This window comes from Zhihengliuella sp. ISTPL4, assembly GCF_002848265.1.
Lineage (GTDB): Bacteria > Actinomycetota > Actinomycetes > Actinomycetales > Microbacteriaceae > Microbacterium.
Window position 1 is genome coordinate 2,396,418 of the sequence record NZ_CP025422.1, and the last position, 14,561, is coordinate 2,410,978.

Here is a 14,561-nt window from a genome sequence, read left to right on the forward strand (position 1 = left end):
AGGATGACTCGATCGCCAGGACTGTCACGGCCGTCGGCGGCAGGTCGTCGGCTCAGTGGGTCGAGACGTGTACGCGGTGGGCGCGGGAGGACGGCATGTTCCTCACCTCCAAAGGAACCGCGCTCGCGATGCAGCGAGCAGGTCCTGAGCAATCGGACACGCGCATCGTTGATGAGTGGTGAGTGCGGCCGGACATCCATCTAGTTCCGTTGATGCTGGGGTCAACTTGATGCGTGCGGCGACTCGCGGACGGCTCGCGCCGTCCTCAGATCAGCGCATCAGCGAGCAGATTGCCGATCGCCCTGCCCAACGGAATCGGCACGGCGTTGCCGATCTGTCGGGCGATGGCGGTACGAGAACCCGCGAACCGGTAGTCGACAGGGAACCCTTGCAGCACTGCTGCTTCAAAGTGCGTGATGGCACGGTCGGCGAAGGGATGCAGATAACGACCCTTCTCCGGTTTGAAGAACTCGGTCCTGATCGTCACCGACGGCTTGTCGAGATGAAGCCGACCCATCACGTCGCCGGAGCCGGACTTATGCTTCCGCCAGCACGGGGCGAGAAGCTCATCCGGGAGGTCGAAGCGATTGCCGCCCGGTGGGATCTCCGCGAATCGTCGAAGTGAGATGTCGGCGTAGTCACGCCCGACGTGGAGCTCTCGCGATGACCACCAACCGCGGTGATCACGGCCGTCGATCTCGACGCGACGATCATCGAGATGGAGGCCAACCCCATGCGAGATGCCCGAAAAGGCCTCGCCCACGCTGATGTGCTCGTCACGATGATGGCTGGGCTTCGGCAGTCCGGTCTCCGGCATGTCACGATGGCGCCCGATCAGGATCGCGCGCTTGCGCGCCTGAGGCGTGCCGAAGTCCGCTGCATTCAACACATCCCATTCGAACGAGTAGTCACGAAGGATGCCGTTGCTCTCCGTTGATTCCGTGAGTGCTCGGAACTGCGGGGACTTGGCGAACACCGCGACGTTCTCGAGCACGAAGTACTTCGGCTGCGCGCGGATGATCGTCTCTGCATACTCCCTCCAGAGAGTGTTCCGCTCGTCTTCGACGTTCTGCTTCCCCAGCGTCGAGAAGCCCTGACACGGCGGCCCGCCGACGACGATGTCGACCGACGGCACCACTTCATCCTGCAGCCAATCCTCGATCCCCCCCTGGAAGGTGATGCCCTCCCCATGGTTGAGCGCGAAGGTCGCGGCCGCGTCCCGGTCCTTCTCGACAGCACGCACGACGTCGAATCTCGACGATGCCTCGTGCATCCCCTGCGTGAGGCCGCCTGCGCCGGCGAATAGGTCGAGGACGGTGATGGCGTTCCCCAACGGTGCCTCCCGGGCGTTCGAGACCCGCAGTGCAGAACGGGTCGATCTGATCCTACGACGTTGCAGTATTGACGGATGGAGACGTCGCCGGCATCCGCGGGATCCGATTCGTGGGCGAGCAGTCCGGGAGCGAGAGCGAGCATGCGCGCTAACCGTGGACGCGATACGGGACCGGAGATGCTCGTACGACGCCTCGTCCATCGGTCCGGTCTCCGATATCGCGTCAGCGCTCGTCCTGAGCGAGACCTGCGCCGCACCGCCGACCTTCTGTTCCGACGGGCTCGGGTCGCTGTGTTCCTTGACGGCTGCTTCTGGCACGGGTGTCCTGATCACCATCAGTCTCCGAAATCGAACGCGACGTTCTGGTCTGACAAGGTCGCGGCGAATCGAGCTCGCGATGCCGACACCACCCGTGTCCTCAGCGAACGAGGTTGGTCGGTCGTACGCATCTGGGAGCATGAGATCCGGACGGACGCACATGACGTGGCCGCCCGGATCGTCAAGGAAGTGCGACGGAGGAGGTCACCCGACCCGTTGCCCGAGAAGGGTGTCGAGAACGGGACCGAAGAATCCGGTCACGTTTCCGCCCCCGACGACGAAAGTCCTGTCGAGTAGGAGGTTCGACGACTCGCACGACGTTTCGGGGGCAAGACTGCACGCGTGGCATGCAGCCAGGTTGAGGCCGTCGATGCTCTGCGGTTCGGATTCGGAGCACACCGGATCGTTCGGGCACCACGCGGCCTGCTGGAGCGCCGCCACGATGCCCTCGACGAGGAGGTCCGGTTCACCCTGCCTCACAAGTCCCCCAAGAGTGCCCTCGACGTCCGACGTGGTCGTGTAGATGAAGATGCCGTAGTCACCCTCTGACTCGCAGTAGATGCGCTCCTTGAGCGAGGCGGCTGTGTACCCGCTGGTGAACGCGAGTTCGCGCATCAGCAGATGCGCGAAGGAGTGGAGCAGCACGTACTCGGCGGAAGCCAGATGAAGCCGCCGACCCAGTACCGAATGGTTCTGATGTTCGAGAAGCGTGGCTGCCAGGTGCTGCACCGCCGGTTGCTCAGCCCAACCCTTGACCGCCTGGGGATCGAATCGGATGAAGATGCCCTCGCCGTATCCCTCGGCGGCCGGCAACCATGTCTTCTCGAACGACTTCGTCGGCACCGCTGGGACCGCCGTCGCGTCCGGCGAATATCGGCGGAAGCCGCGCACCGCACGAACGTCTCGGAGTCGGTCGACCAACACCACGTCCTTGACTCGCGCGACAACGCCGTCGACCGCGTCGATGCCCTTCGGATGCAGCTTGACTGCCCGAGTGACGAAGTCCTTCGTCGGTGTCTTCCCCGTCACAGCGCCCACGAATGCCTCGAACTCCTCGGCCTGAAGAGTGCTCATGATCTCCCGGCGTTCGCCGGGAGAGTCGTCGACCTCCAGCAGCGCCTCGATCTCAGCGGCAGGCACTCCGAGGTCGGCGACCATCTGCGCGATCATGACGTCGCGTACCGATGATGGGGCCCCGCGAAGCCCTTCGAACATCGCGTGGCCGCGAACGGCATCCTCGTTCTCGAATGCCCGGCTCGGCACCGGCGGGATATCGATCGCACTGACGGAGTCGCTGAAGTGGAGGCTCGTGGCCCCACGCTGCTGAGCGTCGAGAGGCTTACCGCACCCGGGCCATTCGTGCTCCCAGGGTTGCGTGCCGGTGCACTTGAACCCGTCCTTGGCGAGGGCATCGCGGCGGAGCTCTCCGAGCGAGCGGCGCGCTTCACATGCATCGCACGACACCTGCAGGCTGCTGAGACCGTCGCCCGCGCCCTCGAGCGTCGTGAACCTCAGCTTCTCCGCCGACTTGCATTCACCCTCGGAGCCTCGGTGGACCCAGTCGGCCCACGGAACGTCGCTGAGATGACTGTTCTCGGTGCACACAAGCACGAAGCGCATCGGCACCAGGCGCCCGTCGCAGGAGACCTGCGTGCAGTGCGGCACTCCTCCGGTCTCGAGACTTGCGCTCCATTTGATCAGTCGTCGACACACCTGGCAGAACAACCAGCCGGGGAACCTGACGAGTTCGAGACCGGGCACTGAGCCCTTCTCCGGTTCATGCGTCGTCGGTGCGGCCCACAGTTCCTGCACGTGCAGTGCATCGGCCAGACGGTCGGACTCCACGCGCTCGCGCACCTTCGGCGACGGCCAACGATCACCCGTGGGCACCATGAAGGACTGACCGAGAATGTCGACGATCGCTCCCGGCCCGTAGGGAGCGACCGTCTCCGATGCTCGGATCGTCTTCACCGTCGACTCAGCCATTCCGCTCTCCCTTCGCGCGCACCTTCACGACTCTGTCCACGTTCCTCATCGAGTTCATCACCGGCCAACCGGCACCCGGCTCCGTGAACTGCCGGAGCAGGCGCTCGTCCTGGTTCTTGGACTGATAGACGAGGGACTTGCCCGCCGCCTCAGCTCGCTCCCTGGCCTCGACCCATTGGAGAACCGCGTCGTCGATCTCCTTGCCGACCTCCGCCGCTTCACGCGGGTCGGCGTTCGCCACATGCTGCTTCAGCAACGAGATTGCCTTCTTGACGCCAGCCGACTCCGGGTCGAAGTAGGCGGCGTCCGCGTTGCCGTTGCGTCCGGCCCCGTGTCGCACGAGTATCACCAGCGCTGCGTGCAGAGCACGACGTCGCGCCTGAAGCGACCAAGGCGTGACGCTCGAGGGCTCCACGAATCGGTAATAGGAACCGTGATACGTCTGGAACGACTCGAAGACCGAACGGTCGCGCGGCTTACCCGCCCTGAACATCGTCACGACGAGCCCCGGTGTCGATCCACGCCCGACGCGCGAGGTGGCCTGGATGTATTCGGCGGTGGTCTTCGTGTGACCGTTGACGAGCATGACGCCCAGACGCTGCACATCGATGCCGACCGACATGATGTTGGTGGTCGCGAGGGCGTCGATGACCTCGGGATGCTTGGGGCCGCGCTCGAGCCGTCGCAGAAGGCGCACGAGCTCGTCGGACGGCACATTGCCGTTCAACTCCTCGACGCCGTCCGGTCCGAGCGTGCGGGTCGGACGGTCGCCACCCGAACGGCGGAAGAGGTTGCTCTGGACGTCGTCGCGAAGGATGGTCACGGTCCTGCCGAGCTCGCGGAGGCTGTTGTGGTACACCGCGAGGGTCCAGTAGCGATCCTTCGCCTCGCCGTCGAGCCCAGTCGAGACGGGAGCATCGAGCAGCTCCGTCGCGATCTGGCCGATCGCCCACGATGGCGTGTGCGCCTGAGGCATGATGCCGAGGTACAGGCGGCCCGCAGCATCGGGATCGGGCTCGGAGAAGTGATTGTCCTCCGCGCGCAGCCCTGCTGGCGGGAACGCCTCGACCGGCTTCGCCATCAATCCCGTCACCTGCTCTCGCGACGCACGGGTCGTGGCCGTCGACGCCACGACCTTCGGGGCCGTGCCGTTCCACCGCAGAAGTGCTCCGATCGCCGCTTCGTAAACACCCACGATCGTGCCGAGGGGGCCGGAGAGCAGATGCAGCTCGTCCTGGATGACCAGCGAAGGCGGATCGCAGACCGTGTCGATGCCGAACATACGGGAGCCGTCCGAGATCCAGGCGAGACGCGCGAGCTTGTCGACGGTCGCCACGAGCATGGTCGGCGGGTTGGCGTAGATCCCCTCATCGACCACCTGCACCGGCAGCGTGGCCGAGAACGGGCAGTAATCGTCGGGACAGAAGAACTCGAATCCGTAGGCGTCCGCCCTGACTCCGTATGAGCGATCCTTGTTCGAATGCCGCTCGGGCATGATCGACGTCGCACACCACGGACATACCAGCAACTGGAACGGATTGTCGGGCCTGCTCTGCTGCCGCACTTCCCGCAATTGCGTCTCGGCCTTCTTGAACGTGTTCGGCGTCGACGCGATGCCGAGCCAGAGTCCAATGGAGAAGTCGGGCATCCCGTCGAACCTCTCGTCATCGAGACGCATCAACTCGAGCGCGCAGATCAGCGTGGCCGCTCTCTGGAACTGCTGCGCGGTGAGTAGGCGCATCGTGTAGCGCGTGAGTACGGCCATACCGCCGCCCTTGACTCCGCGTGCCAACCGGCGCCGGATCATCTCGATCGCGGCCAGACCGAGGTAGGCCTCGGTCTTTCCACCGCCGGTCGGGAACCAGATCAGGTCGACCAGTTCCCGATCCTCATGCGCCTCGTCGACGGTGGAAGCGAGTGAGCTGAGGATGAACCCGAGCTGGAACGGACGCCAGGTCGGCTCGTCGGCTCCCTTGTCTTCGAACAACCGCCGGCCGTATCTCGTCTCCTTGGCCACGACCCCGCGCTGACGCAGCATCTGCCACCGCATGGCCGCGTTCGCCATCCGGAAGGCCTGCAGCACCTGTTCGTCGTCGCCGAGCAGCCCGATGCCCTCTTCGATCCGAGCCAGTGCTCGCCTCTGCCGCTCCACGATGCCATCGGCGATGTTCCTGTCCTCGGCAGCGACCGAGGATGCATCGACGGCCTGTCCCTCGATCCACTTCGCATAATCACGTGCCACGGACGAGAGCCCCTGGACCAGGTCTGATGTCGACACCGACTCGTCCGCCAGCCACCGCATGCGCACGGCATCACCTGAGCCGCGCTTCGCCCGGATCGCGCTGACCTCGGTCTCGGGGATCGTGGTCGTGCGTACGGTCACGGGTGCCGCCTCCGGTGACCAATCCACGGCGACGCCGTGTCCGATGGCGAAGGACGGCTTGTCCCGATAGCGGAAGGCGAGTTCTTTGTCGTCGTCGGACACCAGCACACCCGCCTGCGGATATGGCAGCAAGCCCGTCTCGTCAGAGCAGGCCAGTTCAACCTGGAACAGGCAGAGTTCGGCGTCGCGCTTCGCCTCGCCCGCGCCGACCTCGGCAGCATTCGAGAGCGCGACGGTCGTCAGCCATCGACCGTCGAATCGGCGTGATCTCCACGACAGCGTGGCGCGTTTCCCGAAGACAGGGATGCTCGAACTCGCCCCCACCTCGATGAACTCCGAGCTCTCCAACGGGCGGCGTACCCAGTCCTCCTCGTCGTTCCTCTCGTACACCCCTGCGGCGAGGTCGACTCGGAGCGTCGACCCACCGTGCAGGAACGACACTCCCATCGATGCAGGAGCCCAGCCGAAAGCGCCGGTGAGGTTGACACCGAGATCCTCGGCATCTGCATCTTCCGTCTCGCCCGCCGCCAGCTCGGTCTCCCACTCGAGCTCTTCATCCCTCGATGCTGGACCCGTCGTGTCCTCGACGTCCTCAAGTTCGACGGGAGCCGCCGCCCCCTGCTCGACCGGGTAGAGCGTGCCGACCAGATAGGCGTACACCGGGCTGCGGTGCAGCACCTCTTCCTCACCACCATAGGGGCCGAGCCAGCGCCGACGCACTTCGGCGACGACGGCATCCCTCCCTTCGCGCGCGTCCGTGATCGGCGTGGATTCTGCGACGACCTCTGCGGTCTCGATGTCGGTCATGCTTTGCTCCAGAGATAGTCGAATTCGTTGTATGCGAGGTCTTCACCGAACTGCTCGAAGGTGTCCTCGACGTTGACGATGAGGCACCGTTCGGTGCCACCGTTGGCCGGTCCGCGGAGCCCGCGGCCGACCATCTGCAGGTATCGGTTCGGGCTGAAGGTCGGGCGCGCGATGTAAAGCGCTCGAATCATCGGCGCGTCGAACCCCTGGGTGAGCAGATCGCAGTTCACCAGCACCTGCGTCTGCCCGGACTTGAACTGCTCCACCACGCGCCGGCGATGCTGTCGGCGCATGCTCCCGTCGACGGAGTCCGCCCGCACGCCCTCCAGTCGGAGCAGGGCGGCGATCGTGTGCGCCGACGCTACGGATGCGGCGAACACGAGGATCGGCCAGTCCTCCTTCTGCTCTTTGATGTGCCTGACGACCGTGAGGGTGCGCTGCATGTCCTGACCGATCGCAGCGAGCATGCCGGGCGTGACCTCCTTCATCTTGCGGAATTCGGCGTCCTGCTGGCCGACCCTGACCTCGACACCGTCGAGCACGTGGTAGTCGACCTCGGAGAGGACGTTCCATGACCGCAGCTGCGCGATCGGGTCGTCAGGGTCGAGTGACTCCAGACGGTTCTCGCCGAATCGCTGGGCGAAGAGGCGGTTGATCTCGTCGTTGCGGCCACGGAAGGGAGTAGCCGTGAGGCCGAGCAGAGGGCGATCGGTTCTCTGCGCCGTGAGTCCGAGATGCCGCAGGATGTCGGTGTAGGTCTTGGACAGCGCCGTGTGGGCCTCATCGATGACGACGATCCCCGGCGTCGTGAGCCATGCGTACTGCGGTTCTCCCAGACGGCTACCGAGCGTCGCGTCGATCGCGACGACCACTTGGAGTTCCTCGTCGGACTCATCCAGTTCGTAACCACTCCAGAACCGGCTCACGTCGAGTGCCCGTTCGTCCCCGAACGCACGCCAGACCTCAGAGAACGAGTGGATCGCCTGCTCGCAGAGTTCCTCACTCTGCGCGATCCACAGCACGGGCGACTCGATCTCGCCCGCCTTCATCAGCCTTACGAGCGCCTCCACCGTCACGCGGGTCTTGCCCGCTCCGGTCGGCAGATAGAGGAGACCGCGTCGCCCAGCCGGGTCCTCGGAGGCGACCAGCGCCGCGATCTTTTCTGCCACCTCTCGTTGGTAGTCATGCAGCGGATTCAGCGTGAGCTTGCCCTGGATGTGGCTGACGGCGGACGGCTTCTTCTCTCGGCTGCCGGCGTAGGAAGTGTGAAAACCGAGGTTCTTCACGGCCGCCAGTGCTTGCGGAGACCCGTCCCATCGCTCGGGGACGGGAATGCCCCGTTGACGGAGGACGTCACGCAGCTCTCGAACCGAGTCGTGTCCGTGCACCCGCACGAAGAGCTCGGCGACACCGCCATCGTCGAGCGTCCCGGTGTTGGACTCGACGGCGGCGAGAAGACCGTCGGGCAGGTTGCTCCGCAGTGCGTCCACCCCCGCGAGGATCAGAAGACGCTTCTCGTCGTTGCGAGCCGCCCGCGCCGACGCGATCAGTTCACTCTGACGCAGGCTTTCGTCGTGGCGCAGCACAGTCCGCACGTCGTCCGCAGAGAGCCCGAGCTCCAGTTCGTCGGACACGACGACCAGCGCGTCGTCGATCTCGAGCGACGCGTCGACGATAACCGCTCGATCCTGGCGTGTCGCCTTGAGCCGCTTCTTCCTGGTTCCTCGCGCGCTCTGGAGCACGCGATGGATGGAGACGGCGCGGGTGACGGTCGCCCGGGCGAGCGGCACGAACACGTGGCTCTGCAGACTCGGATGGATGTCGAGGAGCGGGATCGCCTCCGTGGCTCCCACGACCTCGACCGACTGATGCAGCGCATCCTCGGCGGAGAGCAATCCCCAACGCTCGACCAGACGCGGATCGCCGGCCGCGATGGGGATGTAGGCAACGCCGGCCTCCTCGAGGTCTGCGGCGTCGGCGCTGTCGACCACGATGGCGACTTCGCTGCGCGGGGTGAGGACGACCGAGCCGTTGATCACCGCCGGCACGTGCTCGGGAACCGCGACATCGGACCGGCGCGCACACTCCTGAATCAGTTCAGCGAACTCCGCTGCGTGAAGGAGCTTGTAGTCGCCGCGCCCGAGGAAGTCCTCGAGCATGCTCACGGGTACCGAGGCGAGGTCTCTGGGTAGCGGCAATCCGGCGACCACGTCATGAGAGGCCACCGGAAGGAAGGCCGAGAATCTGCGCAATGAGCCCGACACGGCGGCGTCCGGCCGTCGCGCACCGGCGGAGGTCTGGATGAGTCCGCGACTGCGTACCGCCCACCACTCCATCGTCGAGACCATGATCTCGGCCCTGCGACCACGAAGCGGCACGTCGAGGACGAACTGCGTATTGCCCATCCGCGCGAGGATCGCGTGCGTCCACGCGACACGATCCTGCTCGGAGAGGTCGTCCACCAGCAGATCCAAAGGTCCGACGCCACGCATGTCGGGGACGGTGATGGTAGGGGCCGTTAGGCCATTGGCCGCGAGGTAGCGGCGTACGACGTCTTCGATCGTCGCGACGTAATCGCCGCGCAGGCGGTCCCGCTCGAGCTCGCGATCGCGCTCCGGGGCGGTGAATGCTCCCGCCGCTGTTCGAAGCGCGATGTTGGGGACGATCGATGCGTCGATCTGACGCGTCGCGATGTCCCGTGCGATCGACCCATCGGCGACGAGATCCGACGCAGCACGCCAGGTGCCGGCCTCCGTGCGAACGAGAACGCGCACCCCTCGCTCACGTATCCCCTCCACGGCACGGGCGGCGACCTGTGGCGTGGCGGTGTTCAAGGTCGCCCAGAAATGCGCCCATTCGGCTTCGCTCCATCGATCTGTCGCCGAAGCAGCCAGGGCTGAAGCAGCCTCATCGACCGTGACCCCGCGGAACCGGAGCCGCCGGAGCAGATCGTGAGAAGCGTCCGCGACGTCCGACCGGACGAGTTCCACGCCGTCGGGTACGACGGCGCCCGGGACGGGGAGCAGAACTGTGTCGGACTGATCGGCCCGTACCCATCCACCGCTCTCTAAGGGGATGACGCGGGCTGAGAGCGCCAGGTCATGAGTGGGGCGGGCGTTCGCCGCGAGTTCCACGAGGATCCGAAGAGCGCCATCGACTCCTTCCACGCTCTGGTCGCCGACGAGTTCGGTCAGCCACGCCGCGACGCCCGACTCCTGCGGGCTGCGCTCTTCTTCGTCTCCGCCGAGCAGTGACCGAAGGCGATTGCGGCGGGCAGGCGTCGAGAAGCACCGAGCGTGCGGCATGGTCTCGCGGGGAGCACGCTCCTGCCAGATCTCGGCTGAGGTCACGGTCAGGGGACTCTTGACGATGTCAGGTACGCCGGTGAAGTACGGTGGCACCTTGAGCGCGCCCGTCACGTCGGGGATCAACGCGCGACTTCTCGCGCGTCTCGGGATCTCGGCCGACAGGAAGCTGTCTGCCGCGCTCCGGCTCTCGCGGCCGCGAGCGGGGAACAGATCTAGATGCGCTCCCGGATCATCCGCCGTCGAGGCGCGCGACACGACGTCGAGGAACAGCTCGGCGCCGACCTCGAGCATGGCGGCGTTCAGCTTCGATGCGACGATCAACGACGTGCGGTCGTCGTTCACCTGCCAAGGAGCGTTGAAGATGCCGCTCGCGGTGGTCTGGTCGCGCAACGGAAACCACGCCCAGAGCTGCCCGGGGCTCGCACGTCCCTCGGGCCTGACGGCGTAGGAGTTGGTCATCGACTGGCGCAGGGCCGTGGCCGACAGCGTCGAGGCGACATCGATCGTCGGCTTGTACTCGCGCTCGGCGTAGAGCCAGCGGCTGCGCACGCCCTCGGGGTCGACGATGACGACCTGTCCGTCGTCCTGATCGCCCTCGCGGTGGAAGTCCCGCGAGACCGCGGCGGTACCCGGGCGGTCCTGCAACGTTATGCGCAGGCAGTCGAGGCCCTTGAAGAAGAGCAGGGACTCGGGCGAGAACGCCTTGAGCTCCTGTCGGAGCCGATCCCCCTCACGAGTGAGTGGCAGTTTGACGATCGTGGTCGCCCAGCCCATCATCTCCGCGAGGTTCTGGTCCTCACGCCTCGCTTCGTCGACGTCGACCACACTCGGCACGCGGAGAAGAGGATACCGACCGCCATCGGACGGGATCCCCGCGAAGAGCTCCGACGTCTCGGGGGCGTTGAAGGCGAAACTGACCGAATGGCTGTAGATCTGCGGGCGATCACTCACACCGAGCACGGACTTGAATCCGAGTCCGAACCGTCCGATCTCATCGCCGCGTTTCGAACTGAGAAAGGCATAGGTGACGGCCGTCAATCCGTCGGCGTCAAAACCCGCGCCCTCGTTGGCGCAGTACAGCGCTCCGTCGGCGAGGCGGAACTCCACCATCCCCGGCGATCCACCCGCGGCGAGCGCATCCACCGCGTTCTGCAGCAGCTCAGGGATCTGCCTCGTCCCGTACCCGCCGGACTTGAAGCTGTCCTCCTGGCGGACATGCTCCACCAGCAGATCATGGTCTTCCTCATAGACGCGCAGCGCCTTGGACTGTCTCTCCGAGATGTGATCCTGCAACTCGGGATCCATCAGCTCCGGCCAGCTCATGTCGAACCTCTCCTCCTGTCAGCGGAACCATGTCCGCGCCGAGGCGAGTGCTCAGCCGAGTGACGATACGGAGGACCTCAGACATTCCACTTCGAACGCCACCCCCTGGCGATCATTATGGAGGAGGTTTCATCCGCCCGCATGAAGTCGGAGCGTCGAATATCCGGCGATTCGACGAACTCCTCGAATCACATCGGATCGATACGATGGCGGAGAGCGGATCGACCGCACACCGGTCAGGGGAGGGACGAAGTCGTGCAGACATCGCAGTCGGATGCCGCTCGGAGTTTCCTCAACGTGGCCCCCGGATCGATCGTCACAGTCCGCGACGCGGATTGGCTCGTGACCAAGGTCGATCCGACCCAGGACGGCCTGCTGGTCGAGGTCACCGGGATCTCCGAACTGGTCCGTGACACCCGAGCGGCGTTCTACGAGGGCCTCGATGACATCGTGCCGCTCGATCCGCGAGCGGCACGGCTGCGCTCCGACTCGTCTCCCGGTCATCGAAGTACCCGCCTGTGGCTCGAGTCCACGCTGCGCCGCACGCCGTTGCCGCTCGGAGACGGCAGCCTCTCGGTGTCGACACAGATGCTCACCGACACCCTCGGCTACCAGCGCACCGCAGTGCGCAAGGCTCTGAGTTCGGAACAGCTCCGCCCCCGCATCCTCCTCGCCGACACGGTGGGCCTCGGCAAGACGATCGAGATCGGCATGATCCTCTCCGAGCTCGTGCGGCGCGGACGCGGCGAGCGCATCCTGATCGTCACGCCCAAGCACGTGCTCGAGCAGATGCAGTTCGAGATGTGGACCCGTTTCGCACTGCCGTTCGTGCGCCTCGATTCAGTGGGCATCCAGCGGGTACGCCAGAAGCTGCCAGCTACCCGCAACCCGTTCAGCCTCTACAAGCGCGTGATCATCTCGGTCGACACCCTCAAGCAGGAGCGCTACCTGCATCACCTGCGCCGGCAACAGTGGGATGCCGTCGTCATCGACGAGTCGCACAACCTCACCGGCGTCACCAAGAACAACGCCCTCGCCCGCGTGCTCGCGCCGAACACCGAAGCTTTGATCCTCGCGTCAGCCACTCCCCACAACGGCCGCAAGGAATCGTTCGCCGAGCTCATCCGCCTTCTCGAGCCCACCGCGGTGTCGCCGAACGGCGACGTGGATCCGCAGGCACTCGATCGTCTCGTGATCCGGCGGCACCGCTATTCGGACGAGGTCAAGCGTGAGGTCGGCGATCAGTGGGCGGAGCGCAAGGAGCTGCAGCATCTGGTCGTCGCCGCGTCACCTGTGGAGGATGCCGTCGCCGACGAGCTCGCCGAGGTCTGGCTCTACCCGCAGGTGAGCAGCCCGTACTCGGGTGACAACAAGGGGCTGTTCCCCTGGACCCTGGCGAAGGCGTACCTGTCGAGCCCTCCGGCTCTGCTCGAGTCGGTGCGCAACCGCATCCGCACTCTCGGCGACACTCGAACGCTCGAACAGGACCGCGAACTCGAGGCGCTCCGGCGGCTGGAATCTTTGGCGAAGGACAGCACCGAGGGCGAGTCGGCCAAGCTGACGAAGCTCGTCGCGTACCTCAAGCAGATCGGCATCGCGCGTGGCTCAGCCGAACGCGTGGTCATCTTCTCGGAGCGGGTCGCGACGCTCCACTGGCTGCTGTCTCGCCTTCGTGAAGATCTCAAGCTCAAGGAGGAGCAGGTCGAGATCCTGCACGGAGGTTTGTCCGATGTCGAACAGCAGGCAGTGGTCGAGTCGTTCAAGCAGTCGTCGTCACCGATCCGTGTGCTGATCACCGGCGACATCGCATCCGAGGGAGTGAACCTGCACTCGCAGTGCCATGAGCTGGTCCACTTCGACATTCCCTGGAGCCTCATCCGCATCGAGCAGCGCAACGGCCGCATCGACCGCTACGGCCAGCAGCACCCACCGCAGATCACCACTCTGCTGCTGAGCCCGTCGAATCAGCGGTTCTCCGGCGACATGCGCGTGCTGCAGCGTCTCGTCGAGCGCGAGAACGAGGCACACGGCGCGCTCGGCGATGCGGCAGTGCTCATGGGGGCGTACAGCGTCGCCGCCGAAGAGAAGGCGATCGAGCAGGCCCTGATGAAGGGGCACTCTATCGACGAGGTCGTCCCGGGAGTCGCCGACATCGCGGACGACCCCGACGATCCGTGGCGAGCATTCCTACAGGGATACTCCGAGTCGACTCCCATCGCGGTGTCCGCCACCGTCGACGGCGGCACGACCGGCCTCTTCGAGTCGGATGCCGACTACCTGCAGTCCGCCCTGCATGAGGTGTTCGAGACACCCGCAGAGAACCTCGGCGCGGGCGGCGTGGACTGGAAGGTGCACGTCGGATACGGCATCGTCGAGCTCAGCCCGACCGACGACCTCAAGCAACGATTGACCGTCCTGCCCCAGAGCTACCTGCAGGAGCGCAAGGTGCTCGGCGACATGAAGCTCGCGACCACCGAGACCCGGGCCAAGGCCTCGCTCAAAGACGCGCGTGACGATAGCTCGGAGCGCCAGAGCCTGTGGCCCGACACGCACTACCTCGGTCCGCTGCACCCCGTGCTCGACTGGGCGGGTGACCGCGTGCTCGCCAAGCTCGGTCGCAACGAGGTCTTCGTCGTTCGCGGTGACGTGCCGGTGCCCACCGTGCTGCTGCTCGGCACTCTCAGCAACGCCCGAGGTCAGGTGATCGCGACCAGCTTCGTAACGGTCGCGGGCGGCATGATCCACCCCTACGCGAGTGCCGGAGAGGCCCTCGCCGACCTCGGCATCACCTCGGCCCAGACCAATCCGGGCGCGATCGACGATGTCGAGGCGCTGCAGGACCTCATCCCGCGCGCCGTGGACCGAGCCGTGTCACATCTCGAGGTGACCACCGAGGCCGCAGCGGCGGACGCACGCCGGCGGGTCGACGAATGGTCGCAGCGCGTGGAGTCGTGGATCGATGCGTCGGGAGATCTCGTCCAGCGTGCGGACCTCAAGGGTCGGCGCTCCGCAGTGAAGGACGAGGAACGCACAGCGCGTTCGATGCTCCCTTCACGCCACCTCGCCCGCCCCCTGCTCGTCGTCGTCCCTGAGGAGGCCTGAG

6 protein-coding genes are annotated in these 14,561 nt (G+C 65.7%); 2 read left to right on the forward strand and 4 right to left on the reverse strand.

Annotation, left to right across the window (positions count from 1 at the left end):
- Positions 1-265 precede the first annotated feature (265 nt).
- A complete protein-coding gene (locus CYL12_RS11455; protein ID WP_199399235.1) occupies positions 266-1,333 on the reverse strand; it encodes a DNA cytosine methyltransferase in 1,068 nt (355 codons plus the stop codon).
- A gap of 141 nt (positions 1,334-1,474) precedes the next feature.
- On the opposite strand from CYL12_RS11455, the gene CYL12_RS11460 reads away from it, so the two are divergent.
- The gene (locus CYL12_RS11460) at positions 1,475-1,948 is read left to right on the forward strand and encodes a very short patch repair endonuclease (protein WP_286120536.1); all 474 of its coding nucleotides are present in this window, start codon (positions 1,475-1,477) and stop codon (positions 1,946-1,948) included.
- Here CYL12_RS11460 and CYL12_RS11465 read toward each other — a convergent pair.
- From CYL12_RS11465 to CYL12_RS11475, 3 genes are read right to left on the reverse strand one after another with little or no spacing between them, the layout of a single operon-like run.
- Entirely contained in the window at positions 1,856-3,637 is a 1,782-nt protein-coding gene (locus tag CYL12_RS11465) for a DUF1998 domain-containing protein (RefSeq protein ID WP_101847714.1), read from the reverse strand. The genes CYL12_RS11460 and CYL12_RS11465 overlap by 93 nt on opposite strands.
- A complete protein-coding gene (locus tag CYL12_RS11470; protein ID WP_101847715.1) occupies positions 3,630-6,827 on the reverse strand; it encodes a helicase-related protein in 3,198 nt (1,065 codons plus the stop codon). Before CYL12_RS11470 ends, CYL12_RS11465 begins: the two co-directional genes overlap by 8 nt.
- Positions 6,824-11,458: a DEAD/DEAH box helicase family protein gene (locus CYL12_RS11475; RefSeq protein WP_101847716.1), complete on the reverse strand. Its 4,635-nt coding sequence runs from the start codon at positions 11,456-11,458 to the stop codon at positions 6,824-6,826. Before CYL12_RS11475 ends, CYL12_RS11470 begins: the two co-directional genes overlap by 4 nt.
- Positions 11,459-11,800: 342 nt before the next feature.
- On the opposite strand from CYL12_RS11475, the gene CYL12_RS11480 reads away from it, so the two are divergent.
- The gene (locus tag CYL12_RS11480; protein ID WP_233486720.1) at positions 11,801-14,560 is read left to right on the forward strand and encodes a helicase-related protein; all 2,760 of its coding nucleotides are present in this window, start codon (positions 11,801-11,803) and stop codon (positions 14,558-14,560) included.
- Position 14,561: the final 1 nt, after the last annotated feature.

Bases quoted from the DNA above. Each gene is read 5' to 3' on its own strand.
- CYL12_RS11460 (WP_286120536.1), top strand. From the start codon at position 1,475: ATGCGCGCTAACCGTGGACGCGATACGGGACCGGAGATGCTCGTACGA.
- CYL12_RS11465 (WP_101847714.1), bottom strand. From the start codon at position 3,637: ATGGCTGAGTCGACGGTGAAGACGATCCGAGCATCGGAGACGGTCGCT.
- CYL12_RS11470 (WP_101847715.1), bottom strand. From the start codon at position 6,827: ATGACCGACATCGAGACCGCAGAGGTCGTCGCAGAATCCACGCCGATC.
- CYL12_RS11475 (WP_101847716.1), bottom strand. From the start codon at position 11,458: ATGAGCTGGCCGGAGCTGATGGATCCCGAGTTGCAGGATCACATCTCG.